We start from the raw sequence: 25497 nt of genomic DNA, 5'->3' as shown, positions 1-25497 counted from the left end.
CGCTGGCGCGATGAATAGCGCGCCACCCTGTACCAAGCAAATGCTTGGTTGTATTATGGCCGATGTGACCGCACCCGAGGCTTCGAAATCCGCACGGCGCAATGAACTGCTCACGCTGGCGGCCGAACTGTTCGCCGAGCGTGGCCTGCGCGCCACCACCGTGCGCGACATCGCCGACGCGGCCGGAATTCTATCCGGGAGTCTCTACCACCACTTCGATTCCAAGGAGTCGATGGTCGACGAGATCCTGCGCGGCTTCCTCGACGACCTGTTCGGGCACTACCGGGAGATCGTCGGCGCCGGGCTCAGCCCGCGAGACACCTTGGAAGCCTTGGTGATCGCGTCCTACCAGTCGTTCGACCGCCATCACGCCGCAGTGGCGATCTACCAGGCCGAAGCCAAGCGGCTGCGCACCGCCGAGCGGTTCACCTACATCGCCGACTACAACCGCGAATTCCGCGAGCTCTGGCACCGAGTGCTGACCAACGGCGTGACCGAGGGCAGCTTCCGGCCCGAGATCGACGTCGAACTGGCCTACCGATTCCTGCGCGACACCGTGTGGGTCGCGGTGCGCTGGTATCAGCCGGGCGGCCCCATCACCGTCGACAACCTCGCCAAGCAGTACCTGACCATAGTGCTCGACGGCCTCACGCTGTCCAAGGCCGAGCAAACCACGTAGGAGTTCTAGATGTCAGCACCATCCGCACCACGCCGCCCCTACACCCCGCTGCGCGACGCCTACGTGATCGACGCGGTGCGCACCCCGGTCGGCAAGCGCGGCGGCGCGCTGGCCGCCGTGCACCCCGCCGACCTCGGCGCGGCCGCGCTGCGCGGGCTGCTGGACCGCACCACCATCGACCCTGGCAATGTCGACGACGTGATCGTCGGCTGTGTCGACAATGTCGGCCCGCAGGCCGGAAACGTCGGCCGCACCGCGTGGTTGGCCGCGGGGTATCCGGAAGAGGTGCCCGGCGTCACCGTCGATCGCCAGTGCGGATCCAGCCAGCAGGCCATCAATTTCGGCGCGCAGGCCATCATGAGCGGCACCGCCGAGGTGATCGTCGCGGGCGGGCTGCAGAACATGAGCGCCATCCCGATCTCGGCCGCCATGTACGCGGGCAAGGAATACGGGTTCGACTCGCCGTTCGTCGGCTCGCAGGGCTGGGACCACCGCTACGGCACCGCCGAGGTCACCCAGTTCCGCGCCGCCCAGCTGATCGCCGAGAAGTGGAACATCAGCCGAGAAGACATGGAGCGCTGGGCGTTACGCAGCCATGAGCGGGCCCGCGATGCCATCAAGAACGGCCGCTTCGATCGGGAGATCGTGCCGGTCGGCGACTTCTGGATCGATCAGGGACCGCGCGAGACCAGCCTGGAAAAGATGGCGTCGTTGCCGCCGCTGGCCGAGGGCAGCCCGCTGACGGCTGCCGTCGCGAGCCAGATCTCCGACGGCGCGAGCGCCACCCTGCTCGCCTCCGAATGGGCCGTCGAGGCATACGGATTGACGCCAAGGGCCCGCATCCACCACGTCAGCGCGCGCGGCGCCGACCCGATCTTCATGCTCACCGCGCCGATCCCGGCCACCAAGTGGGCGCTGGAAAAAACCGGCCTCACCATCGATGACATCGACGTGGTTGAGATCAACGAGGCCTTCGCCCCGGTCGTGCTGGCCTGGCTGAAGGAGACCGGCGCCGACCCGGAGCGGGTCAACGTCAACGGCGGCGCCATCGCCCTCGGCCACCCCCTCGGCGCAACGGGCGCAAAGCTTTTCGCCTCCCTGCTCAACGAGCTCGAGCGCGTCAACGGCCGCTACGGCCTGCTCACCATCTGCGAGGGCGGCGGCACCGCCAACGTCACCATCATCGAGCGGCTCGGCAGCTGAGCTAGCCGGATAGTCGTGCGGCGAGGTCGGCGGCGAGCCGGGTGAACCGGGGGGCGTCGGCGCGCCAGAGTAGGGCGGTGCTGACGTCGAGGTTCAGGTCTTCGACGGGGAGGAAGCGGAACTCGGTTCGGTCGACGGCGTGCAGGCCCTCGGAATCGAAGGGGGCGATGATGAAGGCGCGGGTTTGGCGCAGCATCATCAGCATGCCGTCGACCGTCTTGAAACGGCCTCTGCCCGCGCTGATGCCCGCGCCGGACAGGGCGGCCCGCGTTCGGTCGCCGAGGGTGAGTTCCCAATGTTTGGGGCCCTGAATGTGGGTGAAACCGCGTAAGTCGGCCACTCGCAACGAGGTTCGTCCGGCGAACAGGGTGGCATCGACCAGGACGCCCATCGAGTCGGTGGCGATGACAACGGATTCGACCCCCGATCCGGAGGACGGGATGTGCGAGAGGGCGAGGTCGATGTGGTTGCTGCGCAGGCTCGCCCCGATGTCGGCCGAGCGCAGCTGCTCCAGCGAGAAGGTGTAGTCGGCGGCCAGGTCGGTCATCGCGGTGGTGAGCCGGTGGCTGATGTCGGCGCCGAGCAGTTCCGGGATGGCGAAGCGCACGTCGATCGTCGCAACGTTGGGTGTGGTCAGCCGGCCGGGCAGCGCGTCGAAGTCGGTGACGATGGACAGGGCCAGTGGCACCAGCCGCTCGCCGGTCGGGGTCAGCCGGACGTGCCGGGTCGATCGGTCGAACAGGGCCGCGCCGAGTTCGGTTTCGAGCGCTTTGATGCGCTGGCTGAGCGGTGGGACCGACATCTGCAACGCTTGGGCCGCCTTGGTGAAACTCAGTTCTCTGGCGACGGTCAGGAAGTAGCGCAGATGGTAGATCTCCATTTGCGACATGGTAGCTATCTGACCAGGTCGTGATTCGGTTGGTAGCTCCGGCATTTCCGACAATTCGGCCCAATGTCATAAAGTCGCAGCTAGACGCCGTTTCCGATTGTTATCGACCTGGACATAATCACACTGTGGAACATGGTAATTCCGTTAGCTGATCTATCGAATTAGCGTGGAAGTCGACCCGCTGAGCAGGCGGCAACACCACGGAGGTGCCTCGTGTTCCAGGCGTTATTGGTGCTCAACCTCGCGCACAACACCATCGACCGCATCGATCTGACCGACGCGTCCGTCACGACGGTTGTCCGCGACGCAGGCCCGGTTCCCGACGGCATCGCCTACGACCGAGTCGCCGGCCGCATCTACTGGACCACCATGGGTGCGCCCGATGTCGATCCCGCCCTTCCCGTCGACGAAGATAACGTCGACTTCTCGCCGAAGAACGGTTCGGTCGAGTCCGCCGCACTCGACGGCACCGATCGCAGACAGGTTCTTCCGGCGGGCGCGTTGACCACCGGCAAGCAACTCGACGCGGATTTTGTTGCCGGACAACTCTATTGGAGTGACCGCGAAGGTCGCCGAGTGAGCCGGACCGCCCTCGACGGCACCGGACTCACCGATCTGGTGGTCAATACCTCGACCGGAGACAAGGCCGAGGAATGCGTCGGCGTCGCCGTCGACCCGGCCGGGAACGCGCTGTACTGGACCCAGAAAGGCCCGGCCAAGGGCGGACGCGGGCGCATCTTCCGCGCGAATCTTGTTATGCCGGAAGGACAGACGGCGCCAACCCGCACCGATATCGAGGTGCTGTGGGAACACCTGCCCGAGCCGATCGACCTCTGGCTCGACACCGCGAACCATTACCTCTACTGGACCGATCGTGGCGCGGAGCCAGCGGGTAACACGCTCAATCGCGCGCCGATTCCAGCGCGCGGCGAGTCCGGCGGTGCGCCGGAAATACTGGCCCGCGGCTTCGCCGAGGCCATCGGGCTTGCCGTCGATATCGAGGCAGGTTTCGCCTATGTCACCGACCTCGGCGGCAGCGTTCGCGCGGTGGCCCTGGACGGCTCATCCGACAGCGTCATCGCGAAATTCGAGGATCAGCCACTGACCGGAATCGTAGGTGTCCAATGAGCACTCAACGCACCATGGCCGTGGTCGGCGCGGGCGTTATCGGTCTGTCCTGGGCCCGGCTGGCCCACCGGCACGGCTGGCGGGTGACGATCACCGACCCGCGTCCCGACCTCGGCGAGCTCGTCGAGTCCGAATTCGGCAAGGACGATCGCGTGTCCTGGACCGCGGACTTGGCCGAGGCTGTGAAAGACGCCGATCTGGTCCAGGAAAACGGCCCCGAGCGGCTGCCCGTCAAGCAACAGATTTTCGCCGAGATTCTGCGTGCCGCACCCGCCGACGCGGTGCTGGCCACTTCCAGCTCGTCGATCACCGCGTCCCTGATCGCGGCAGAGCTGGACAACGCAGGCCGCATCGTGGTTGGGCACCCCTTCAATCCGCCCGAGCTCATGCCGCTCGTAGAGGTGTTGCCCGGCAAGAAGACCGACGAATCGACCGTCACCCGCGCCGTCGCGCTGTACACCGAGCTCGACCGCGTGCCGGTTGTGATCCGTAAGGAACTCCCCGGATTCGTGGCCAACCGGCTACAGAAGGTGCTGAGCAGCGAGGCGACCTATCTGGTGCAGTCCGGTGTGGTCAGCGTCGAGGATCTCGACACCATCCTGCAGAACTCTATCGGTCTGCGCTGGGCCACCATCGGCCTCTTCGAGGGCAATGTCCTCGGTGGTGGGCCCGGTGGGGCACGGCATCTGTTCGCCGGGGTCGGCGCGGAAGTCGGCAAGATCGAGGCGGGCAAGCCGTCGTCGGAGCCCGAGGCGATGGCGGAACTCATCGAAAACATCGAGGGCACATACGGTTCCGGCGAACAGAACTATCGGCGCCTGGTAGCCAAGCGCGATCGCCGCACGAACGCGGTACTCGAAGCTCTGGCAAAAGTCGACGACCGACCAGCCGTCTACACGAGCCCGAGCGTCTGAGAGGAGCGTCGAGACTGCCCTCCAGGATGGTCATCCCCGGTCGCGACTTCGACAAGGAGTACGTTTCGGCCACGCTCGAATCGGCGTTCTGGTCGAACCCGACGCGATCGGCCCACGGCCCGGTCTGGCCGAAGAGCGAATTGCTGGCCAAGGCATGATCCAGTCGTTCACCACCCCGATGATCGGAAGTTGTGGTGGACGGACCTGCGGGCCGGTACCAGGGCGTAACCGAGCAAGTGCGGATGTCGCGGACGCCAGGGCAGTACCGCTTCGGGCTGGAACCCCGTGGCTCCAGCCGGCCGGAATGGCTCCCCGCGTAACTCAGGCCTTGTCGGCGGGCTCGAGCAGCACCGCCGTTCCGTAGGCCGCGACCTCGCTCATGGTGTTGGCGATCTCGTTGCAGTCGAAGCGCATGGCGAGGATGCCGTTGGCGCCGAAAGACATGGCGTGCTGACACATTCGCATGATCGCCTCGTGCCGGGACTGGTAGAGGAGCTGGGTGTATTCGGTGATCTCGCCGCCGCCGAGCGAGCGGAAGCCCGCGGCGAGGTTGGAGCCGATGCCGCGGCTGCGCACGGTCAGGCCCGCTACTTCGCCGAACACCCGGACGACCCGGTGGCCAGGTACGTCGTTCATCGTGGAGACGAGGATGGGGAACTGCGGACCAGGCTGCTGTTGCTGCTGGTACCCCGGCGGCGGTTGCTGCTGGTATCCGGGCTGCTGCTGCGGATAGTGCGGCTGTTGCGGGGGCATCGGCTGGTTCATGAGCGGGATGCTACGGGCACGGCGCGGTGCGCTGCGACCGCGGTTTGCCCGGCTTGCGCGTGCGGGTGAGTACCGGTAGTGCGCACCGCGAAATGCCCCGCTCCCTGGGCCGGGGCATTCGCGGCGTTGGCTCAGAGGTTCTTCTGCAGCGCTTCGATCCGGGCGACCGCGTCGGTGACAATGCGGTCGATGAGTTCCCGACAGGTCGGCAGATCCTCGATGATGCCGGTGACCTGACCGGCGGCGAGCACCCCGGCCTTGGTGTTGCCCTCGACCAGACCGGCGCGCAACAACATCGGCGTATTGGCGGCCATCACGACCTGAGACCAGCTGAGGTCCTTGGTCTTTCGCATGCTCAGTCCGTCACGAACCAGAGTGGACCATTTCATGCCGGTCATGCTCTTGAACTTGGCGGCATTGGCCACCGCCGCGGTCAGCCCGCGGGTGCGGCCCGAATGTTCGAGGCGCTGCACCAATTCGGTGTTCAGCACTCGATGCGGCATGCCGTCGACCTTGGTGGAGACCACGGTGTCCTGCAGCTGCCTGCGCAGGTACTCCTGTTTGACGGCGTCGGGCACGGTGCTCTCCTGGGTGAGCAGGAAGCGGGTGCCCATCGCGACGCCCGCCGCACCGTAGGCCAGCGCCGCGGCCAGGCCGCGACCGTCGAAGAAGCCACCCGCGGCGACCACCGGGATATCGACCGCGTCCAGCACCGACGGCAGCAGCAGGGTGGTTGCCACCGGACCGGTGTGCCCGCCGCCCTCGCCGCCCTGCACGATCACCGCGTCGGCGCCCCACGCCGCAACCTTCACCGCGTGCTTGGCCGCGCCGATCGACGGAATAACCACCACGCCTGCGTCTTTCAGCTTGGCGATGAGGTCCTGCTTGGGCGCGAGCGCGAACGACGCGACCGCCACCTTTTCCCGGATCAGCAGATCGATGCGCTCGACCGCGTCCGAAGCGTCGGCGCGGATGTTCACGCCGAACGGTTTCGTGGTGTGCGCCTTGGTCTTCGCGATCGCCGCTTCGAGCTCCGGATAGGTCATGGTCGCCGAGGCCAGAATGCCGAGACCACCCGCCTCGGCGGTAGCCGCGACCAGGCTGGGGCCGGCCACCCAACCCATACCGGTCTGTACCACGGGGTGCTCGATGCCGACCAGCTCGGTCAGCGGTGTCCGCAACCGGCCGGTCATGCCGGTACCTCGGTTTCGCGAATCTTCTTGGGATCCAGCACGTCCCGAATCAGCCGCAGTTCCTCGGCGGTGGGCAGCCGGGATGCTCCGGCGTCGGCTAGTCCGTGGATTTCGAACGAGGTGTTCTCGGCGACCTCGGCGGCGGTGACGCCGGGGTGCAGGCTGCGGGCCCGCATGGTGTGGTCGGGTCCCTCGAAGTCGAAGACGCCCAGGTTGGTGACCACTCGGTGCAGGTGGTGGAACCGGAAGGCGGGGTTGGCCGGGTCGACCTTGTCGTAGCCGACGCCGGAGACGATGTCGACCTTCTCGGTGAACACCCGGTTGGTGTGTCGCGAAACCCAGTAGCTGGTCGCGTGATTGATCGTGTTGCCCGGTGCGCCGCGGACGCCGAACATCTGCCGGGTCGGTCGCTGCAGCGCGCCGAACGCGGACAGGTTCTGATTGCCGTACCGGTCGATCTGGTTGGCGCCCATCACCACGTGCCGCCGGCCGGAGGCGACCACATCGAAGACGCGTCGGAACGGTATCCAGCCCTCGATCGGTGCTTTGCCGCCGAGCGGGGGAGTGTCGGCGAAAAGCAGCGCCTCACCGTCGGAGATCAGCAGATCGGGTTCGGTGGTCAGTTTGGCGAGGCGGGCGCCGATGATCGACATCGGCGACATCGGGCTGGCCATGATTTCGCCTGCGCCACTGAAGATCTCCGCGCAGGCGACCGCGCACACTTCGGCGCGGGTAATGGTCTCGGTGGTTGTCATCGCGAACCTTCCTGTGCGAACTCGCGCACGGCCGCCTGGTACTCGTCCTCGGAGACGGCTAGATACTTGTCGACGAACTGCTGCCACGCCTCGGGTGTCTTCGCCGACTGCACATAGTGCTTCTGGAACTTCTCGTCTCGTCCGTAGCTGTCCCCGGCCAGGGTGAAGTGCGCGCCGTTGGGTGCCTCGACGACACCGTCGACCATCATCCGATTGAGCAGCAGCGATTGCAGTGGAACGGTTTTCACCAGCTCGTCGGTCTCTACGATCCGCTCGACGGACACGTAGCGCCGTTCGGCGGCCAGGCAGTACAGGTCGTCGAAATACGGGTCTACGCCGGTGTAGGCGGCATTGCCGTGCCGGTCACCGATATTCAGATGCACCAGCGCCGCATCGAGATTGAGCGCGGGCATCGCGATCAAGGTCTCGGTTTGTCCCTCGGCATCCGGGTAAGGCGAAGCGACCGTGCGCAATTCACCGTCCCAGAAGTTCGGCACATCCGAGCCGAGCCCGGCCCGGATCGGCAGGAACGGCAACCGTGCCGCGGCCGCCTCCAGCCCGCACTTGAGCATGCCCTCGTCCATCTCTCGCGCCACCAGCGCGCCCGAGGTCCTGGCGTGCGCGAACCACGGATCGTAGAACGGCGCCGAGTCCAGCGACACGAAGCCGTAATACGCCTTGCGCACCTTGCCCGCCGAACACAACAGTCCCAGATCCGGGCCGCCGTAACTGACCACCGTCAGGTCGGTGATATCCGACCGCAAGATGGCCCGCACCAGCGCCATCGGCTTGCGCCGCGACCCCCAGCCGCCGATCCCGATGGTCATTCCGCTGCGCAACTCGCCGACGACCTCGTCGAGCGACATTCGCTTGTCTCGCATGACTTTCCGCTCCGTGTCTGATTGGCGGCGTTCCCGGTCCCTTCGTGGTTACGCAGGCTGCCGCCTCCGGGCCTGCGCTCACGCCGCCGTTACTGCTCGGACTTACGCGCGGCCAGATCGTCGTCGAACCGGGCGCGGATCTCGTCGGCGACACCGGCGAGATTGAGTTCGAAGGTGAATCCCTGTTCGTATCGGTAACTGCGGTGCACGTCCTGCGGATCGATGCCGTTGAGCGCCCGCTTCGCCGCCCGGATCACCCGGCCGTCCTTGGCCGCGATGTTCTTGGCGACTTCCATTGCCGCGGCGTCGAGTTCGGCGCGCGGCACCACCTGATACACCGAGCCGAAGTGCTGCAACTGCTGCGCGGTGATGGTGCTCGCGGTGTAGAACAGGGCCCGCATCAGATGCTGCGGCACCAGCCGGGACAGGTGGGTGGCCGCGCCGAGCGCGCCGCGGTCCACCTCGGGCAGACCGAAAGTGGCGTCGTCCGAGGCGATTACGACGTCGGCGTTGCCGACCAGGCCGATCCCGCCGCCGAGGCAGAAGCCCTGCACCACCGCGATCACCGGCACCGGGCAGTCGTACACCGCCGCGAATGCCTCGAAGCAGCCATGATTCGCGTCGATCAGCGCCTGATGACCCGGCTTGCTCTGGATCTCCTTGATGTCGACGCCAGCGTTGAAACCGCGATTCTCGGCGCGCAGCACCACGACTCGCGTTTCCTTGTCCCGGCCCGCCTCCCGGACGGCGTCGGCGATCTCGAACCAGCCGTCCGTCGGTATGGCGTTGACCGGCGGATAGTCGACCGTGACCACGGTGATGCCGGTTGATTCGGAGTGACGGTTGATCCCCATCGCCCTATCCCTTCATGTAGGCCGCGGCCCGTCGTATCGACCCGGCCCGGCCTGAGCTCAGCATTGGCAAAGCAAGCAGTTGCTTGGTAGGTTAGCACGGTGGCACTCGAAATCGATCTGGCCGACCGCGTCGTTCTGGTGACCGGCGGCGTCCGCGGCGTGGGTGCCGGCGTGAGCAGGGCGTTTCTCGCGGCGGGTGCGACCGTGATCGCCTGCGCACGGCGGCCAGGCGACGCACCGATCGAGGCCGACGGCCGAACCATCGAATTCCGGTCCTGTGATATTCGCGACGCCGACGCGGTGCGCGCGCTGATCGATGCGGTCGTCGAGCGGCACGGTCGGCTCGACCACCTGGTCAACAACGCGGGCGGCGCCCCGTTCGCCCTCGCCGCCACCGCGAGCAAGAACTTCCACGCAAAGATCATCGAGCTGAATCTGCTTGCCCCGCTGTTGGTTTCCCAGACCGCGAACGCGGTCATGCAGCAGCAGCCGGACGGCGGCTCGATCGTCAACATCTCCAGCGTCAGCGGTCACCGTCCGTCGCCGGGCACGGCCGCCTACGGCGCCGCCAAGGCAGGGATGGACAGCCTGACCTCGTCACTCGCCGTCGAATGGGCGCCGAAGGTGCGGGTCAACTCGCTCGTCGTCGGTCCCGTTGTCACCGAACAGAGCCAACTGCACTACGGCGACCAGGCGGGCATCGACGCGGTGGGGCAGACCATTCCGCTCGGCCGGATGGCCGAGCCGGATGACGTTGGCCGCTGCGCCGTCTTCCTCGCCTCGCCGTTGGCCGGGTACGTCAGCGGAGCCGCCCTGCTGGTGCACGGCGGTGGCGAGCGCCCGGCCTTCCTGGCCGCGTCCACCGCGGCCATCGGCCAGCAGTCCTGAATAAAACGGACACACACGAAGAGGACACAGCTATGGACACCGAGCAGATCTGCGCAGGCCGCACCGTCATCGTCACCGGCGCGGGCCGCGGCATCGGGCGCGCGCACGCGCTCGCCTTCGCCGCGGCCGGGGCGCGCGTGGTGGTCAACGACCTCGGCTCGGCGCTCGACGGCGCCGCGACCGGCGAGACCCCCGCCGAACAGGTCGTCGCGGAGATCGAGGCGCTCGGCGGCAGCGCCGTGGCCAATGGCGACGATGTCGCGGATTGGCAAGGCGGCCAACGACTTATCCGGCAGGCCGTGGACACCTTCGGCGGCCTGGACGTGCTGGTCAACAACGCGGGCTTCGTCCGCGACCGGATGCTGGTCAACCTCGGCGAGGACGAGTGGGACGCGGTGATCCGCGTGCACCTCAAGGGCCACTTCGTCACCATGCGGCACGCGATCGAGTACTGGCGCGGCGAGTCCAAGGCGGGCCGCCCGGTCGACGGCCGCATCATCAACACCAGTTCCGGCGCGGGCCTGCAGGGCAGCGTCGGCCAGGGCAACTACGGCGCGGCCAAGGCGGGCATCGCGGGACTGACGCTGACCGCGTCCGCGGAGTTCGGCCGCTACGGCGTCACTGTGAATTCCATCGCACCCGCGGCCCGCACGCGGATGACCGAAACGGTGTTTGCCGACAGTATGGCGCGGCCGGAGGACGGCTTCGACGCGATGGCTCCGGAGAACATTTCACCGCTGGTCGTTTGGCTCGGCAGCGCGCAATCCGCGGCGGTCACCGGACGCATGTTCGAGGTCGAGGGCGGAAAAGTGGCGCTGGCCGACGGGTGGCGGCACGGTGTCGCGGTCGACCGCGGTGCCAGGTGGTCGCCTGCCGAACTAGGCCCGGTGGTAGCTGACCTGATTGCCAAGGGGATGCCGCCCGAACCGGTGTACGGGGCCTGATCGGGCTTCCGACCTTCTTCCTGCGCACCTGACGATAGGGGTTTACTATGGCCCCCATCCGTTAAAAGTCCCGTGTGAGAGTCGCGACCGGGTGAGATCTGCGCTTTACGAATGAGGGGAAGGCTCGGCGCATGGCCGTTGGTCGCACGTTCCGTGTGGTCGCAGTAGCTGGGACTGTGGCCGGCTTTGCGCTACTCGGCCCGGTAGCGGCCGAAGCGCAGCCCTCGGCGCGCTGTCCAGCATGCGCCGTAGACCCCGCTCCGCCGCCCTATGACACCGGAGATCCCTGGCACCCACTGTCGGTGCCCGGTCAGCCCTCAGATGTCAGTGCGGTGCCGACCAACCCCGCGATCGGTTCGGGCTCGGCTGCCGGGTCGGCCGCTGCCGGTTCCGCCGCGGCTGGCTCCGCCGCTGCCGGTTCCGCGGCTGCCGGTGGCTCGGCCGCGGCGGGCGCCGCTGGTTCCGCCGGGCTTGGCGCGGTACTCGGTACCGGTTCCGCCGGACTCGGCCTGACGCTCGGTTCCGGCTCGGCAGGGCTCGGCATCCTCCTCGGTACCGGTTCGGCCGCGCTCGGTGCCACCGGGTCGGCCGGAGTCGGCGCGTTGGCGACGGGCTCCGCCGCCGTGGGCTCCGCCGGAATCGGTGTCGGCGCAACAGGTTCGGCTGCCGTCGGGTCCGCGGGCGTTGGATCGGCCGGTGTCGGTTCCGCGGGTGTCGGTTCTGCCGGAGTCGGCTCTGCGGGTGTCGGTTCGGCCGCAACCGGTTCTGCCGCAGTGGGTTCGGCCGCAGTCGGTTCTGCGGCGGTCGGTTCGGCTGCCCCGTTGCTGTTGCTGTTGATCCCGATCCCCGCGCCGCCCGCCCCGCCGGCGCTGCCGCCCATCGCGGTCCCGCCGGTGCCCGCTCCCGTCCTGCCGAGCATCCCAGGGCTCCCGGTGCTCGCGCCTGCCCCGGCGGCGGCTCCTGCCGCGGTGCCACCGCCTCCGCCCGCACCGCCCGCCCCGGTGCTGGCGGCACCCGCCAAGCCGAACCCCGACGTGCGCCCGACCAGCGCCAACGACGGCCTCCCCAAACCCAAACTGCTGTCGGTGATCGGCGGCCTGCTCGCCCTCGGGTTGGCCGGAGCCGGTTCCGGCGCAGTGAGTTTCCAGGGTGCCTCGGCCGCGCAGGCCCGAGTCGACGCCGCCCGTGCCATGTTCTTCCCGAGGCCGTGAGGGGTGCTGGCATGAGCGATAGCAAGACTCAGAACAGCTCGCGGTCCTATCGGCGGGTGGCGGCGGCCGTCGATGCGGTGTGCGCTGTGGCCGCGGACTCCGATGCCACCACCCTCGACGAGGTGGTGCTCGCCATCGCGAGCGAGCGGCATCGCGAAATCGAAATCGCCAGTGCGGATTTGGGGCCGGGAGTGTGCGGTCAGCGCAGGCTCTACCCCGATCGCGACGTGATCGTGCTCGCCCAGTCACTGCCGAGCCGGGAACACACCCTCGCACATGAGTTGGGGCACATCGTGTTCAACCACGAGGGCGCACCAGCGCCCGAGGTGACGCTAGAAGCCAGCGACGATCTCATCGCCTACATGCTGAGCCAGCGGGCGCACCAGCAGATCGTCGACGACGGCGCGGACGAGCTCGCCGAGTGGGAGGCCGAGACCTTCGCCGCCATGTTGATGACCCGGCTCCGCGTGTTCAACAGCCGTGGCGCAGGCGTCTCGGTCCTTCGATTCGATGAGGCTCTGGGATGACCCTCTGGTTGACGGCTCTACTGGTCTGGATGGCGGCCGGCGCGCGCGTGGGGCGCGTGCTGGTCAAGCCCGCGACGACGGCCCGGGTGGCCATCGTGGTCGCGGTCGCCGCCGTCGCGCTGGCCGCCACCGTCGCGGTCCCCGAGATCGCGGTCGCCATCGACAACCTGCGCCCGCACGGCGTGCACGCGGGCTGGCTGTCCGACGGGGTGGTGGTGTCGGCCTGGATCGCCTTCGTGACGGCCACCTCGGTGGTCGCCTCGGCCGCCTGGCCGGTCGTCTCCCGGCAGAACCTGCGTCAGGTCGCCATGGTGATCTACAGCATCGGTCTGGTGACGGTGGCCGCGGCCATCGCCTGGTCGTTCACCTTCGGCTGGGAGGTCGTCGCGTTCGGCGCGGTGTTCATCGTCATCACCGGCCTGCGCAACCTCGACTGGACCACGCTCGGTCGCGGTATCGCGATCTACACCACCGGATCCGCGGTCGTCGCGGTGCTCGCGGTGCTGGAGATCCGGCGCGCGTTCACCGGCGCGGCGCCGGTGCCGCCGGTCCAGCCGAACTGGGCATGGCAGGCGTGGGAGATCGCGAGCCTGCTCGTCGCGTTCGGCGCGGTCTGGATCGTGGTGGAGCTGTGGGTGCGAGCGCGGGTGCTGCTGCGCCAGATTCGGCTGCTGCACCGCGTCATGATCGGTCGCTTCCCCGAGGTGGTCGCGCACGACCAGACCGGCACGTCGACTCAGCTGAAGGCCTCCGACCAAGTGGCGCAGATCATGGACGCGCTTTATCTGCAGTCGGGCGGCGGTGTGGTGCTCGCTATGGTGGCACCGCCACCGCGTTCGGTGGCCGACCGTGCCGACACCGTGGCGCAGTGGGCGAGAAACCCGTTGGGCGATGTGGCGGTCGACGCACGGTGGATTGCTCCGCCGGAGGGGATTAGTCCGCGCGGCTGGGTCCAGGCGATCGCCAAGGCGTATGACGCGACATCGCTGGAGCACGTCCGAAATTGAGCGCGAAGGGGTCTGGCGCGTATTCAGGGCCCTGCTGAGTGCCACTAGATCTGTAGTCCGGGACAGTGGTGCCGGATTCGGCTGAGTCGAAATCAGTTGTCCGGGGAAAACTTGCGTGCGAGCTAGTTCCAAGTTTGTCGAATGTTCGTGCATCCGGCGGTGATCGGGACAACGTCAGAGGCCTTGACAGGGCCCGCCCCTATTTTTCCGGGCATGCCTGTCTCGCGCTCCACATTGGATGCACACATAACACAGCACAGTGCGACCCGGAGGGCCGCACTGTGCTTGTCGTGCAAGCGAACCTATTCGGTGCCATCCGGAGGAATTTCGGGCAAGCCTTCACTCGCTCGCAACTTCTCCGCCATAGACGTGAGTAGGTTCTGAGATTCTTCGGACAGGTCGAACGCTCTACTCGACAGCCGTCGCAGTCCGTAGCCCTGCAGCTGGGACAGCAACTCCAGATCATGATCGATCTTGGCGGCATAGATGTCGTTGAAGAAGTAGTCCGGCTTGACCTTGAAGAACTTCGCCAGGGCGGCCACCGTCTCATCGGACGGGTTCGTCCGTTGTCCCGACCGCAACTGCGACAGGTACGGTTTCGAGATCGGATGTCCGGAGGCAGTCAGCGCAGCCGCAACCTCCGCGTTGGTGTGCGGCTTACGCCCCGGGGGATGCACGGTTTCGAACAGCTTGTTCAGCCGCGCCGCGAAATCAGCCATTGTGAGCCGCCCAATTCCCTTCGCTGTACTAACAGTCGTTATCTCGGATACGTATCATTGATATTAGCGGCTCAGTAACTGAAAACCTACGCCTGATTCCGGATTTCCTTGAAGCTTCTAGGTGCCGGTCCGGCGAAGGTACTGGGACCGTCGCGTTTGCGGGTCACCCCAACGGCTCTCGAGAAGCCGAGGTACGGACCGGTTCTGGCCCGTCGCGGAGGTCTTCCCCGATACGGTCCTGATAGCGGAAAGATAGCTGACGTCTCATCTAGTTGCAAGTCGAGGCGGACATGTGGCGTACGACACGTTTCGGGGCCTGGGGGATGAACGTTCAACAATCCCGTTTCCGGGGGTCGAAGGCCCTAAATCCGTTCGATGATGGTCCCTGTCGCCAATGCGCCACCGGCACACATCAGCACCATGGCGGTGCTGCGGCCGGTTCGCTCCAGCTCGTGCAAAGCCGTTGTGATGAGCCGGGATCCGGTCGAGCCGACCGGATGGCCGATCGCGATCGCGCCGCCGTTGACGTTCACCCGGTCCATGTCCGGCCGGTGCACCGAGGCCCACGACAACGCCACCGAGGCGAACGCCTCATTGATTTCGAAGAGATCGATGTCGGAGATGGTCATACCCGATCGCTCCAACAGGCGCGAGCAGGCCTGCACCGGGCCGTCCAGATGGAACTCCGGCTCCGAACCGACCAGCGCCTGGGTGACGATCCGCGCGCGCGGCCGCAATCCGGCTCGCTGCGCGGCCTTTTCGTCCATCAGCAGCACCGCGGCCGCGCCGTCGGAGATCTGCGACGAGCTGCCCGCTGTGTGGATCCCTCCTTCCAACACCGGCTTCAGCTTTGCCAGTCCCTCGGCCGTCGTCTCGCGCAGGCCTTGGTCGCGTGCCACGTCCAGCTTCTCGCCGGTCAGGTTTCCCGCCTTGTCGACCGCGGGCGCGGTGACGGTGAGTACCTCGCGGTCGAAGCGGCCCTCGGCCCACGCCTGTCCGGCCAGCCGCTGTGAGCGCGCGCCGAACTCGTCGACGTCGGCGCGAGTGATGCCGCGCCGCTTGGCAATCCGCTCGGCCGCCTCGAACTGATTCGGCAGGTCGATGTTCCATGACGCGGGCCTGCGCGGCCCGGCGTGCTCGCCGACATTGGCGCCCAACGGAACTCGGCTCATCGCCTCGACGCCGCACGCGACGCCGATGTCGATCGCGCCGGTCGCGATGAGTCCGGCGATGAGGTGATTGGCCTGCTGCGCCGAGCCGCACTGCGCGTCGATGGTGGTCGCGCCGACCTGCCAGGGCAGTCCGGCATGCAGCCAGGCCACCCGGGTCACGTTGTTGGACTGTTCGCCGGCCTGGGTGACGCAGCCGCCGATGACCTGCTCGACCAGTGCCGGATCCAGGTGCGCGCGCTCGAGCAGTCCGCGCTGGGCGAGGCCGAGCAGTTCGGCGGCGTGCAGGCCGGACAGCCAGCCGCCGCGCTTGCCGATGGGGGTTCGAGCGGCCTCGACGATGACGGGTGTGCCCATGTCCAACCTTTCGTTTGAGACAGAAAACTGAAACGAGTTCACGTAGTTGCTGGGCGGTTCTGTCCGGTTTCTTTCCTGATCCGGCCGCCTATGCTTCAATGATTATAGAACGTGTTTCAGTTTGTCGAAGGAGACATCTGGTGGTAGACCCTCGGAATGTCCGGCCGAATCTGCCGGACGGATTCGACGTCACAGACCCCGACATCTACGCGGAGCGGATTCCGGTCGAGGAATTCGCGGAGCTGCGCCGCACCGCCCCGGTCTGGTGGAATCCGCAGCCGGTCGAGGTCAGTGGCTTCCGTGACGAGGGCTTCTGGGTGGTCAGCAAGCACGCCGACGTCAAAGAGGTGTCGCGGCGCGGCGAGGTGTTCTCCACCTTCGAGAACACCGCCATCCCGCGCTTCAACGACGACATCACCCGCGAGCAGATCGAACTGCAGCGATTCGTCCTGCTCAACAAGGACGCTCCGGAACACACGAAACTGCGCAAAATCATCTCCCGCGGTTTCACCCCGCGCGCGATAAACGGTCTGCGCGCCGAACTTTCGGCCCGGGCCCACGAGATCGTCAAGGCCGCAGCCGAATCCGGGTCCGGTGACTTCGTCGCCAAGGTCGCGTGCGAGCTGCCGCTGCAGGCGATCGCCGAGCTGATCGGCATCCCGCAGGAGGACCGGATGAAGGTCTTCACCTGGTCGAACGAGATGACCGGCTACGACGACCCGGACATCGACGTCGACCCGGTCGCCTCGTCCGCCGAAATCCTCGGCTACGCCTACCAAATGGCGGCCGACCGCAAGGCCTGTCCGGCCGACGACATCGTCACCAAGCTGGTCGAGGCCGACGTGGACGGCGATCAGCTGACGCCGGAGGAGTTCGGCTTCTTCGTGATCCTGCTCGCGGTGGCGGGGAACGAGACGACGCGCAACGCGATCACCCACGGCATGATGGCCTTCCTGGACAACCCCGATCAGTGGGAGTTGTACAAGAAGGAGCGTCCGGCGACCGCTGTCGATGAGATCATCCGGTGGGCCTCTCCGATCATTTCGTTCCAGCGGACGGCGTTGGCGGACACCGAACTCGGTGGGGTGCAGATCAAGAAGGGCCAGCGGCTGGTGATGCTGTACCGGTCGGCCAACTTCGACGACGAGGTGTTCGAGAACCCGGAGCAGTTCGACATCCTGCGAAAGGACAACCAGCACGTGTCCTTCGGCGGCACCGGCGCGCACTTCTGTGTCGGCGCGAACCTGGCCCGGCTCGAGATCGACCTGATCTTCAACGCCATCGCCGATCACCTGCCGGATATCACCAAGATCGGTGACCCGAAGCGGCTGCGGTCCGGCTGGCTCAACGGCATCAAGGAATTCCCGGTCGATTTCAAGACCTGCCCGGTCGCGCACTGACGCAGGCGGTATCGACGAAAAGGGCCCTCGCACCGGTAGTCCCCACTCCGGTTCGAGGGCCCTTCGCCCGTTGGTTCCGGGATCAGCCGATCTTCTTCGCGGTGGCCATCGCGCGGTCGACTTCCCAAAATGCCCGCAGCGCAGCGATTTTGCCGTTGTCATCGACCCGGTAGGTGAACACGCCGTCGGCGTCGATCTGATGGCCACCAAGCGTGCTGCGGATGGTGCCGGTGAACGCGATCTCGTTTCCGCAGGCGAACGAGTCGCCGAACAGGAACTCGATCGACTCGGTCTGCGCGATCGCCTTTTCCCAGAACGCCGCGATCGCCTCCTTGCCCCGATGACCCTTGCCCTCGGGGTCGAAACCCGAAGGGCCGATGGGGTCTTCGACGATGCCGTCCTCGGCGAACAGTTCGACCCACGCCGCCTTGTCCCTGGCTCGCACCGCGGCCTGCGAGGCGAGCCCGGCGGTCCGGGCCGGATGGTCGGTTGTGGTTGTCATGCCGATACCTCCGCGACAATCGGATCTTCGATGTTCGCGGCGGCGAAGCGCCGCAGGGAGTCCTGTTTGGCGGCGAGTTCGCCGTCGAAGCCGATACCGTCGAAGAGCCAGGGCACCACGATCGCGTCGGTCACGCCCGCGTTCGCTAGATCCTGATAGCCCGACCGGCCGAACCGGTCGACGCACACCGCCTGGATCTCGAACGGCTCATCGCCGCGGCCGAATTCGGCGCGCAACGCGTCGAGCTTGCCGATGGTGCCGCACAGTTCTTCGTAGGTCATCATCGCCGAGGTCCAGCCGTCACCGACCCTGGCGGCGCGGCGCAGCGCCGCCTCGGTGTGCCCGCCGATGTAGAACGGCACCGGCTCAGTCGGTGCAGGACTTACCTGCAGCTCATCGAAATCGAAGAACTCGCCGTGGAATTCGACCATGCCGCCGCCGAGGACCAGCTTGATCACCTCGATCATCTCGTCGACCCTGGCACCGCGGCGCGCGTACGGCACCCCGCACCACTCGAATTCCTCAGGTGCCCAGCCGATCCCGACACCGAAGCCGAAGCGGTTGCCGGAAAGATTGGCCACCGAACCGACCTGGCGGGCGAGCAGCAGCGGGTTGCGCGAACCCAGCTTGAGCACGTTGGTGTAGAACCGGATTCGGCTGGTCACTACCGCCATGGCGGTCGCCCCGATGAGCGGGTCGACCCATGGCGTCTCCGGCCCCCAGAACCTGCTGCCGTCGGCGGTGTACGGGTATTTCGCGGCCGCGGACTTCATATAGAACAGCGAGTCCGGCAGCGCGATCGACGAGAACCCGCACTCCTCAGCGGTTTTCGCAAGCTCCGGCAGCTGGTCCAGCGGGCTCAACGCGATACCGAGGGTGAACTGCAGCGCGCTCATGGCTTGTCCGACCCGACAACCCACATCGAGAAGTACTGGGACCCGCCGCCATACGCGTGACCGAAGGCCTTACGCGCGCCGTCGACCTGGCAGGCACCGGCGCGACCCATGACCTGCTTGGCCGCCTCGGCGAACCGGATGAGTCCGGACGCGCCGATCGGGTTGGAGGAGAGCACGCCGCCGGACGGGTTGACCGGCAGAATGCCGCCGATCTCGGTTTCGCCCTTGTCGGTGAGTTTCCAGCCGTCACCCTGCGGCACGAAGCCCAGGTTTTCCAGCCACATCGGCTCGAACCAGGAGAACGGCACGTAGATCTCGGCCACGTCGATCTCGTTGAGCGGGTCGGTGATGCCCGCGGCCTTCCACAGCGCGGCGGCCGCGTCCTGCCCGGCCTGCGGGTTGACCTGATCGCGGCCTGCGAAGGTGGTCGGCTCGGTGCGCATCGCGGTGCCGTGCACCCAGGCGACCTTCTTGCCTGCGGCCTCGACCGCGGTCGCCGCCTCCTCGTTGCCGATCACCACGGCGCACGCGCCGTCGGAGGACGGGCAGGTCTCGTCGAAACGGATGGGGTCCCACAGCATTTGCGAGGCCAGCACCGATTCCAGGGTGATGTCAGGCTGTTTCAGGTGTGCGAGGGGGTTCTTGGCACCGTTGCGGCGATCCTTGACCGCGACCATCGCGCCGATATGGCTGGGCGCGTTCGATCGCCGGATGTAGGAGCGCACGTGCGGCGCGAAGTATCCGCCCGCGCCCGCGCCGACCGGCATGGTGAAGGGCACCGGAATCGACAACGCCCACATGGCATTCGACTCCGACTGCTTCTCCCAGGCGACGGCGAGCACCCGCTTGTGCACCCCGGCCTGCACCAGATTGGCGGCGACCACGCCGGTGGAGCCGCCGACCGAGCCTGCGGTGTGCACCCGCAGCAGTGGTTTTCCGGTGGCGCCCAACGCATCCGCCAGATACAGCTCGGGCATCATGACGCCCTCGAACAGATCCGGCGCCTTGCCGACGACCACCGCGTCGATGTCGGCGATGGTGAGACCGGCGTCCTCGAGCGCGCGATCGATGGCTTCGCGGCACATGCCCGCCATCGATACATCGGTTCTTTTCGTCACGTGATGGGTTTGTCCGGTGCCGAGCACCGCGGCCGGGAAGCTCATCGGCTCGCCTCCGAATCAATTACTGCCACAAGGTTTTGTTGCAACGCAGGGCCGCTTGTCGCGTGGGCGAGTGCCCGATTCGCCGAGCCCGCCATGATCGCCTTGGCCGCGAAGCCGATTCGCTCCAGCCCGGCGGCGAACATCGGGTTCGCGGCGAGCGCACCACCCGACGGATTCACCTTCGTGCCGTTCTTCAGGCCGATCGCCTCGGCGAGGATCAACTGCTGATGACTGAACGGCGCGTGCAGTTCGGCGATGTCGAAGGTGGTGTCGCCACCGGTAACCGCTTGCGCCGCAGCCGAAGTAGACGGCGAGACGGTGAGGTCGCGCGCGCCGAGCACCGGGGTGTCCACCCGGTGCGCGATGCCGGTGATCCATGCCGGTCGCTCGCAGAGTTCGCGCGCCCGGTCGCCGACCGCGAGGACGATGGCGGCCGCGCCGTCAGTGATCGGCGCGACGTCGTGGGCGCGCAGCGGGTCGGCAACATAAGGTGCGTTGAGCAGACTTTCGACGTCGCCGTCGCCGTCGCCCGCGGCCACCGCAGCCATATCGCGTTCGGTCCAGCGGCCCGCGTCGAGCCCGGCTCTGGCCTGCAGGCCCGCGATGGACCACGCATCCGGCCACAGCGGGCCCACCAGGTACGGATCGAGCTGCATGGTGAGCACCTGGCGCAGCGTGCCCGCCGACGACTTGCCGAAGCCGTACACCAGCGCTGTCTTCGCCTGTCCCGAGCGGAGTTTCACCCACGCCTCGTACAGCGCCCATGCGGCGTCCATCTCCACGTGCGACTCGTTGATCGGCGGCACCGCACCGATCGCGTCGATCGCCGAGATGAACGAAAAAGCCCGCCCAGCAAGGTAATCGGAGGAGCCGGAGCACCAGAAGTCGATGTCGGACTTGTTGATGCCGAGCTGGCTGTAGAGCTGCTGGAAGCAGGGCACCAGCATCTCCACACCATTGGTGGTGCCGAAGGTTTCCGGCACGTGCGGCGCGTGGGCGAATCCCACGACCGCGATGTCGGTGGCGTTGTCAGTCAACGTTCGCCTCTCAGAGGTGGTGCTTGTAGGTGTCGTACTCGGCATCGGGCTCGCCGGTGGGGCGGAAATGGTCCACGTTCTCCAACCCGAAGCCCCACTCCTCGCGCGGCTTCCATACCGCTTCCACCCGCATGCCCATGCGCACTTCGCTTGCCTCGCAACCGAGTACGAGGTGCAGCACCGGGATATCCGCGCCGTCCAGCAGCACATAGGCCGCGACATACGGCGGCTTGATCCGCTGACCGAGGAACGGCACGTTCACGATGCAGAACGTGGTGACCGTGCCGTGGTCGGGCAGCTCGACGACCTCATCGGTGGGCCGCCCGTCGGTCGGGTTGGCGCCGCGCGGCGGGAAATACACCTTGCCCGCGGCGTCGGTGCGGCCGCCGAGCAGCTTGCCTTCGGCCAATCCGCGCAGGTAGACGGTCTCCTGCGGGGAAGCGGTGTGGTTGTAGCTGAGGTCGACCGGCGTGGTGATCACGGTGATCGGGTCGCCATCGGCGGCGACCTCGGCTGGTGCGCCGGACTTTTCGCCGGGCACGAAGCAGGCGATGTCGTGAATGCTGCCGGTGGTCTCGGCGGCCCATCGGACGGTCACCCGCTGGCCGGTCTGGATGTCGTCGGGCGTGGCGACGTCGACGGCGTGCAGCAGCGCGGTGTCGGCGCCGTCCAGCCGGATGAGCGCCCACGCGAACGGCCGGTCGAACGGCTGGCCGGGCAGCGGTTCGCGCACCCAGGTCCACGATTCGACGGTGCCGGTATCGGCGACGTCGACGAATTCGGTGAGCGGTTCGGCGGTCACCGGATCGTATTCCGGCGGCGGCACCAGTACCCGCCCGTCCGACCCGCGCACGCCGACGAGCTTGCGGGCGCGCAGGTTGGTCAGGAAGTTGCCGATCGTCGGTCCAACGGACCGGGTGTAGTCGAATCGCACCCGAAGGGGCGCGCTGAGCACATCGGGCACGGCGTGCCCACCCGCCGCCCGACCGCCACCCCTCATGGAATCGCTGCGCGAAGCTGTGTTCAATTTCGCCCCTCTCTCATCCGCGATTACGCCGGATGCAGTATTCCCCTGAGTCACAATGTCGAGTAGAACAGGTTCTTATTCTGCTGGCAAGCAGTTGTCTCGGAAAGGGTGTTCCATGAAGTTCGGACTGCAACTCGGGTACTGGATGGCGCAGCCGCCGCAGCATGCGGGGGAGTTGGTGGCCGCGGCCGAGGACGCCGGGTTCGACGCGGTATTCGCCGCGGAATCGTGGGGATCGGACGCATTCGGCCCGCTGACCTGGTGGGGGTCATCGACGGAGCGGGTACGGCTCGGTACCTCGGTGGTGCAGATGTCGGCCCGCACGCCCGCCGCGACCGCGATGCACGCGCTCACGCTGGATCATCTCAGCGGCGGCCGGGCCATCCTCGGGCTCGGGGTGTCCGGGCCGCAGGTGGTGGAGGGCTGGTACGGGCAGCCTTTCGCCAAACCGCTGCAGCGCACCCGCGAATACGTCGGGATCATCCGGCGCATCCTGGAGCGACAGGCGCCGGTCACCAATGACGGGCCGAATTACCCGTTGCCCTACACCGGTCCGGGGTCGACCGGACTCGGCAAGCCGCTCAAGCCGATCGTGCATCCGCTACGTGCGGATTTGCCGATCTGGCTCGGCGCGGAAGGCCCGAAGAATGTGGCGCTGACCGCGGAGATCGCCGACGGGTGGCTGGCGATCTACTACGCGCCGCGGCTGGCGAACATGTACAACGACTGGCTGGACGAGGGTTTCGCCAGGGCCGGCGCGCGCCGCTCGCGCGAGGACTTCGAGATCGCCGCGAGCTGTCAGGTGGTGATCACCGACGACGCGGCGAGCGAGCTGGAAAGGATGCGCTGGATCATGTCGCTCTACATCGGCGGCATGGGTGCGCCGGAGCAGAATTTCCACGCGCAGGTCTATCGGCGGATGGGTTACGAGCGCGAGGTCGACGAGATCGGCAGGCTGTTCATGGCGGGCAAGAAGGCCGAGGCGGCGGCCGTGGTGCCGGACGAAATGATTCTGGATACGGCGATCATCGGTGACGAGGAGCATGTTCGTAAGCAACTCGGCGTCTGGTCGGCGGCCGGCGTCACCATGATGTTGGTGTCGGCTCCGGATGTCGAACATTTACGTCGGCTCGCACCCCTTGTCGATATGTAGAACACGTTCTAGATTCAAAGAGTGACGTCGACGCAGGAGTCAGTAAAAATTCTCGGTCTCTGGAACATCGCCGAAGCCGAACCCGATCGGATCGCCATGGTCGATCCGGCGGGCCGGGAGGTGACATATCGCGAATTGGCCACGCTCGCCAACCGCTATGCCACCGGCCTGCGCGGGCTCGGCCTGGAAACCGGCGATGTGCTGGTGAGCATGGTGCACAACTGCGTCGAGGCGATCGCCGCCTACTTCGCGGCGTACCAGGCCGGGCTGTACATCGTCGCGGTGAACTGGCACCTCACCGGCCCCGAGGTCGCCTACATCCTGCAGGACAGCGAGGCCAAGGCTTTCCTGGTCAGCGATCGTTTCGCCGCCACCGGTAAGGCCGCCGCCGACGAGGCGAAATTGCCTGCTGCGGCGCGTTTCTCGGTAGGCGAGATCGAGGGCTTCAAGTCGGTGGCCTGGCTGGGTGCCGCGGATACCGGGCGACCGGCCGACCGCAGCACCGGCGCGCCGATGCTCTACACCTCCGGCACCACCGGACGGCCCAAGGGCGTTCGCCGCCCGCTCACCGGCGCCGACCCGGATGTCGTTCCGCCGCATACGATGGCGTTCTTCGGCTTGTTCGACCTGGCGCCCTACGACAACCACGTGCACATCTGTGGCTCGCCGCTCTATCACACCGCGGTGCTGAACTATGCGACCATCTCGATTCAGCTGGCGCACAAGCTCATTCTGATGGATCGCTGGGACGCCGAGGACATGCTGCGGCTGATCGACAAGTACCGGGTGACGCACAGCCACATGGTGCCGACCCAGTTCCACCGCCTGCTTGCGCTGCCGGAAGAGGTGCGCGCCAAGTACGACGTGTCCTCCCTGCGCAGCATGATTCACGGCGCCGCACCGTGCCCGCAGGAGACCAAGCGGAAGATGCTCGACTGGTGGGGCCCGACCGTCACCGAGTATTACGCGGCCACCGAGGGCGGCGGCACGGTGATCAACGGGACCGAGTGGCTGCAAAAGCCTGGCTCGGTCGGCAAGGCGTGGCCGTGGTCGGTGATCAAGGTGCTCAGCGAAGAGGACGGCACCGAGGTGCCCGCCGGTGAGCCCGGCCTCGTCTACATGCGGATGGGCGCTTCGAGTTTCGAATACCACCACGACAAAGCCAAGACCGAGGACTCCCGCGTCGGTGACCTGTTCACCGTCGGCGACATCGGCCACCTCGACGAGGACGGCTACCTGTACCTGCACGACCGCCGCTCCGACCTGATCCTGTCCGGCGGCGTGAACATCTACCCGGCCGAGATCGAAAACGTGCTGGTCACCCACCCGAAGGTCGCCGACGTAGCGGTCTTCGGTATCCCGCACCCGGATTGGGGCGCCGAGGTCAAGGCCGTAGTCCAACCCGCCGAGGGCATCGAAGGCACCCCCGACCTCACCGCCGAACTACTCGCCTTCGCCGCAACCCAATTGGCGAAATACAAAATGCCAAAGTCCGTCGACTACCTCCCCGAACTCCCCCGAGACCCCAACGGCAAGCTCTACAAGCGCAAACTCCGCGAACGCTACGTCCCCGCGTCCTAGCCCCATCGACGTGAGTCAAATGGTCGCCAAAAGATCTTGTAAAGCAACCTTTTGACTCACGTCGATGGTCGGGAACGACCATTTGGCTCACCTCGATGCTCACCACATGTACTGCACCGGGTTGTTGCCTCGGGCCGGAGGTGCGGTGTCGTGTTTCGCCCTGATCATCTGGTTGCGACGCCCTGTCAGGCGCTCCCAAACCGATCGCAACAAATCCGCACCCTCACTTGGGGATCCGCACTCGGAATAGGGCCCTGAAGTCGGTGCGTATCCCGAGTGAGGGTGCGGATTCTGTTGCATGCGTGGGCAGTTGAGTGCAGCACACCGGTTGTGTGACCTGCACACCAGGTGTACTGGGGTGCGGCTCACACAAAGGGTGAGCGGTGAGCGTGGGCAGCCGATCGGACGGTGTTGATGCCCGAGATCCGTTGCGGATCCTACGAAAAGACTGCTTCCGCCCACCTTCCCGCCGCAAAGCGGCCCCCCGCCCACCTTCGCGCCGCAAAGCGGCCTTCCCGCTGCAAAGCGGTGCTCTCTCCCACCTCCCAGCGGATCGGCCGGTGCTCTCTCCCACCTCCCAGCGGATCGGCCGGTGCTCTCTCCCACCTCCCAGCGGATCGGCCGGTGCTCTCTCCCACCTCCCAGCGGATCGGCC

General features: G+C 66.8%; 26 protein-coding genes. 13 read left to right on the top strand and 13 right to left on the bottom strand.

Translation table 11 applies throughout. From position 1 onward, the window contains the following. Positions 1–64: 64 nt before the first annotated feature. Both ACIA8C_RS15510 and ACIA8C_RS15505 read left to right on the top strand, forming a co-directional pair. Positions 65–679: a TetR/AcrR family transcriptional regulator gene (locus ACIA8C_RS15510; RefSeq protein WP_397134995.1), complete on the top strand. Its 615-nt coding sequence runs from the start codon at positions 65–67 to the stop codon at positions 677–679. Positions 680–727: 48 nt separating this feature from the next. After that, the gene (locus ACIA8C_RS15505; RefSeq protein ID WP_397135661.1) at positions 728–1882 is read left to right on the top strand and encodes an acetyl-CoA C-acetyltransferase; all 1155 of its coding nucleotides are present in this window, start codon (positions 728–730) and stop codon (positions 1880–1882) included. A 1-nt stretch (position 1883) separates the two neighbouring features. Here ACIA8C_RS15505 and ACIA8C_RS15500 read toward each other — a convergent pair whose 3' ends face one another. Continuing rightward, positions 1884–2762 (bottom strand): LysR family transcriptional regulator, encoded by an 879-nt coding sequence (locus ACIA8C_RS15500; RefSeq protein ID WP_397134993.1) that lies wholly within the window; start codon positions 2760–2762, stop codon positions 1884–1886. 222 nt (positions 2763–2984) lie between these two features. Here ACIA8C_RS15500 and ACIA8C_RS15495 point away from each other — a divergent pair, with 222 nt between their 5' ends. From ACIA8C_RS15495 to ACIA8C_RS15485, 3 genes are read left to right on the top strand one after another with little or no spacing between them, the layout of a single operon-like run. Further along, positions 2985–3899: a hypothetical protein gene (locus ACIA8C_RS15495; RefSeq protein WP_397134991.1), complete on the top strand. Its 915-nt coding sequence runs from the start codon at positions 2985–2987 to the stop codon at positions 3897–3899. Further along, complete coding sequence (locus ACIA8C_RS15490) at positions 3896–4813, top strand: 3-hydroxyacyl-CoA dehydrogenase NAD-binding domain-containing protein (RefSeq protein WP_397134989.1); 918 nt, start codon at positions 3896–3898, stop codon at positions 4811–4813. The genes ACIA8C_RS15495 and ACIA8C_RS15490 overlap by 4 nt, the downstream gene beginning before the upstream one ends. 26 nt (positions 4814–4839) lie before the next feature. Further along, entirely contained in the window at positions 4840–4971 is a 132-nt protein-coding gene (locus ACIA8C_RS15485; protein WP_397134987.1) for a hypothetical protein, read from the top strand. A 163-nt stretch (positions 4972–5134) separates the two neighbouring features. Here ACIA8C_RS15485 and ACIA8C_RS15480 read toward each other — a convergent pair whose 3' ends face one another. The 5 genes from ACIA8C_RS15480 to ACIA8C_RS15460 all read right to left on the bottom strand — a co-directional run bounded on the left by ACIA8C_RS15480 (position 5135) and on the right by ACIA8C_RS15460 (position 9261). Beyond that, a complete protein-coding gene (locus tag ACIA8C_RS15480; RefSeq protein ID WP_397135659.1) occupies positions 5135–5464 on the bottom strand; it encodes a YbjQ family protein in 330 nt (109 codons plus the stop codon). Positions 5465–5709: 245 nt separating this feature from the next. Further along, the gene (locus tag ACIA8C_RS15475) at positions 5710–6771 is read right to left on the bottom strand and encodes a nitronate monooxygenase (protein WP_397134985.1); all 1062 of its coding nucleotides are present in this window, start codon (positions 6769–6771) and stop codon (positions 5710–5712) included. Beyond that, complete coding sequence (locus ACIA8C_RS15470) at positions 6768–7526, bottom strand: CoA-transferase subunit beta (protein WP_397134983.1); 759 nt, start codon at positions 7524–7526, stop codon at positions 6768–6770. The genes ACIA8C_RS15475 and ACIA8C_RS15470 overlap by 4 nt, the downstream gene beginning before the upstream one ends. Next, positions 7523–8407: a cholesterol ring-cleaving hydrolase subunit IpdA gene (ipdA, locus tag ACIA8C_RS15465; protein WP_397134981.1), complete on the bottom strand. Its 885-nt coding sequence runs from the start codon at positions 8405–8407 to the stop codon at positions 7523–7525. Before ipdA ends, ACIA8C_RS15470 begins: the two co-directional genes overlap by 4 nt. An 89-nt stretch (positions 8408–8496) precedes the next feature. Continuing rightward, positions 8497–9261: an enoyl-CoA hydratase family protein gene (locus tag ACIA8C_RS15460; protein WP_397134979.1), complete on the bottom strand. Its 765-nt coding sequence runs from the start codon at positions 9259–9261 to the stop codon at positions 8497–8499. 99 nt (positions 9262–9360) lie between these two features. Between ACIA8C_RS15460 and ACIA8C_RS15455 the strand changes: the two genes are divergently transcribed. From ACIA8C_RS15455 to ACIA8C_RS15435, 5 genes are all read left to right on the top strand, one after another. Beyond that, the gene (locus ACIA8C_RS15455; RefSeq protein ID WP_397134977.1) at positions 9361–10149 is read left to right on the top strand and encodes an SDR family oxidoreductase; all 789 of its coding nucleotides are present in this window, start codon (positions 9361–9363) and stop codon (positions 10147–10149) included. A gap of 32 nt (positions 10150–10181) precedes the next feature. After that, positions 10182–11093, top strand: coding sequence for an SDR family oxidoreductase (locus ACIA8C_RS15450; protein WP_397134975.1), 912 nt, complete (start codon positions 10182–10184; stop codon positions 11091–11093). A gap of 332 nt (positions 11094–11425) precedes the next feature. Further along, positions 11426–12304, top strand: coding sequence for a hypothetical protein (locus ACIA8C_RS15445; RefSeq protein WP_397134973.1), 879 nt, complete (start codon positions 11426–11428; stop codon positions 12302–12304). A gap of 11 nt (positions 12305–12315) precedes the next feature. Continuing rightward, positions 12316–12831 (top strand): ImmA/IrrE family metallo-endopeptidase, encoded by a 516-nt coding sequence (locus tag ACIA8C_RS15440; protein ID WP_397134971.1) that lies wholly within the window; start codon positions 12316–12318, stop codon positions 12829–12831. Further along, entirely contained in the window at positions 12828–13838 is a 1011-nt protein-coding gene (locus ACIA8C_RS15435; protein WP_397134969.1) for a hypothetical protein, read from the top strand. The genes ACIA8C_RS15440 and ACIA8C_RS15435 overlap by 4 nt, the downstream gene beginning before the upstream one ends. Positions 13839–14140: 302 nt before the next feature. On the opposite strand, the gene ACIA8C_RS15430 is transcribed toward ACIA8C_RS15435, so the two are convergent. Both ACIA8C_RS15430 and ACIA8C_RS15425 read right to left on the bottom strand, forming a co-directional pair. Then, positions 14141–14557 carry a helix-turn-helix domain-containing protein gene (locus ACIA8C_RS15430; RefSeq protein ID WP_011207048.1) on the bottom strand — a complete coding sequence of 139 codons (417 nt, stop codon included), beginning with the start codon at positions 14555–14557 and terminating at the stop codon, positions 14141–14143. Between the two features lie 362 nt (positions 14558–14919). Then, the gene (locus ACIA8C_RS15425) at positions 14920–16083 is read right to left on the bottom strand and encodes a steroid 3-ketoacyl-CoA thiolase (RefSeq protein WP_397134967.1); all 1164 of its coding nucleotides are present in this window, start codon (positions 16081–16083) and stop codon (positions 14920–14922) included. Positions 16084–16181: 98 nt separating this feature from the next. Here ACIA8C_RS15425 and ACIA8C_RS15420 point away from each other — a divergent pair, with 98 nt between their 5' ends. Then, on the top strand, positions 16182–17483 hold the full coding sequence (locus tag ACIA8C_RS15420; protein WP_397134965.1) for a cytochrome P450: 1302 nt from the start codon (positions 16182–16184) through the stop codon (positions 17481–17483). A gap of 82 nt (positions 17484–17565) precedes the next feature. Here the strand turns inward: ACIA8C_RS15420 and ACIA8C_RS15415 are convergent, their stop codons facing one another. From ACIA8C_RS15415 to ACIA8C_RS15395, 5 genes are read right to left on the bottom strand one after another with little or no spacing between them, the layout of a single operon-like run. Continuing rightward, a complete protein-coding gene (locus tag ACIA8C_RS15415) occupies positions 17566–17985 on the bottom strand; it encodes a nuclear transport factor 2 family protein (RefSeq protein WP_397134963.1) in 420 nt (139 codons plus the stop codon). Then, entirely contained in the window at positions 17982–18872 is an 891-nt protein-coding gene (locus ACIA8C_RS15410) for a TIGR03619 family F420-dependent LLM class oxidoreductase (RefSeq protein ID WP_397135657.1), read from the bottom strand. Before ACIA8C_RS15410 ends, ACIA8C_RS15415 begins: the two co-directional genes overlap by 4 nt. 5 nt (positions 18873–18877) lie before the next feature. Beyond that, a complete protein-coding gene (locus ACIA8C_RS15405) occupies positions 18878–20044 on the bottom strand; it encodes a thiolase domain-containing protein (RefSeq protein ID WP_397134961.1) in 1167 nt (388 codons plus the stop codon). After that, the gene (locus ACIA8C_RS15400) at positions 20041–21126 is read right to left on the bottom strand and encodes a thiolase domain-containing protein (protein WP_397134959.1); all 1086 of its coding nucleotides are present in this window, start codon (positions 21124–21126) and stop codon (positions 20041–20043) included. The genes ACIA8C_RS15405 and ACIA8C_RS15400 overlap by 4 nt, the downstream gene beginning before the upstream one ends. Beyond that, entirely contained in the window at positions 21092–22081 is a 990-nt protein-coding gene (locus tag ACIA8C_RS15395; protein WP_397134957.1) for a Zn-ribbon domain-containing OB-fold protein, read from the bottom strand. Before ACIA8C_RS15395 ends, ACIA8C_RS15400 begins: the two co-directional genes overlap by 35 nt. A gap of 142 nt (positions 22082–22223) precedes the next feature. On the opposite strand from ACIA8C_RS15395, the gene ACIA8C_RS15390 reads away from it, so the two are divergent. Then, complete coding sequence (locus ACIA8C_RS15390; protein ID WP_397134955.1) at positions 22224–23261, top strand: LLM class F420-dependent oxidoreductase; 1038 nt, start codon at positions 22224–22226, stop codon at positions 23259–23261. Between the two features lie 21 nt (positions 23262–23282). Then, positions 23283–24842 carry an acyl-CoA synthetase gene (locus ACIA8C_RS15385; RefSeq protein WP_397134954.1) on the top strand — a complete coding sequence of 520 codons (1560 nt, stop codon included), beginning with the start codon at positions 23283–23285 and terminating at the stop codon, positions 24840–24842. The last annotated feature ends 655 nt before the right edge of the window (positions 24843–25497 follow it).

It is taken from the genome of Nocardia sp. NPDC051321, from assembly GCF_044455225.1.
Classification (GTDB): Bacteria; Actinomycetota; Actinomycetes; order Mycobacteriales; family Mycobacteriaceae; genus Nocardia.
The sequence above is the reverse complement of the archived record's forward strand: the minus strand, read 5'-3'. Positions and strand labels throughout refer to the sequence as shown.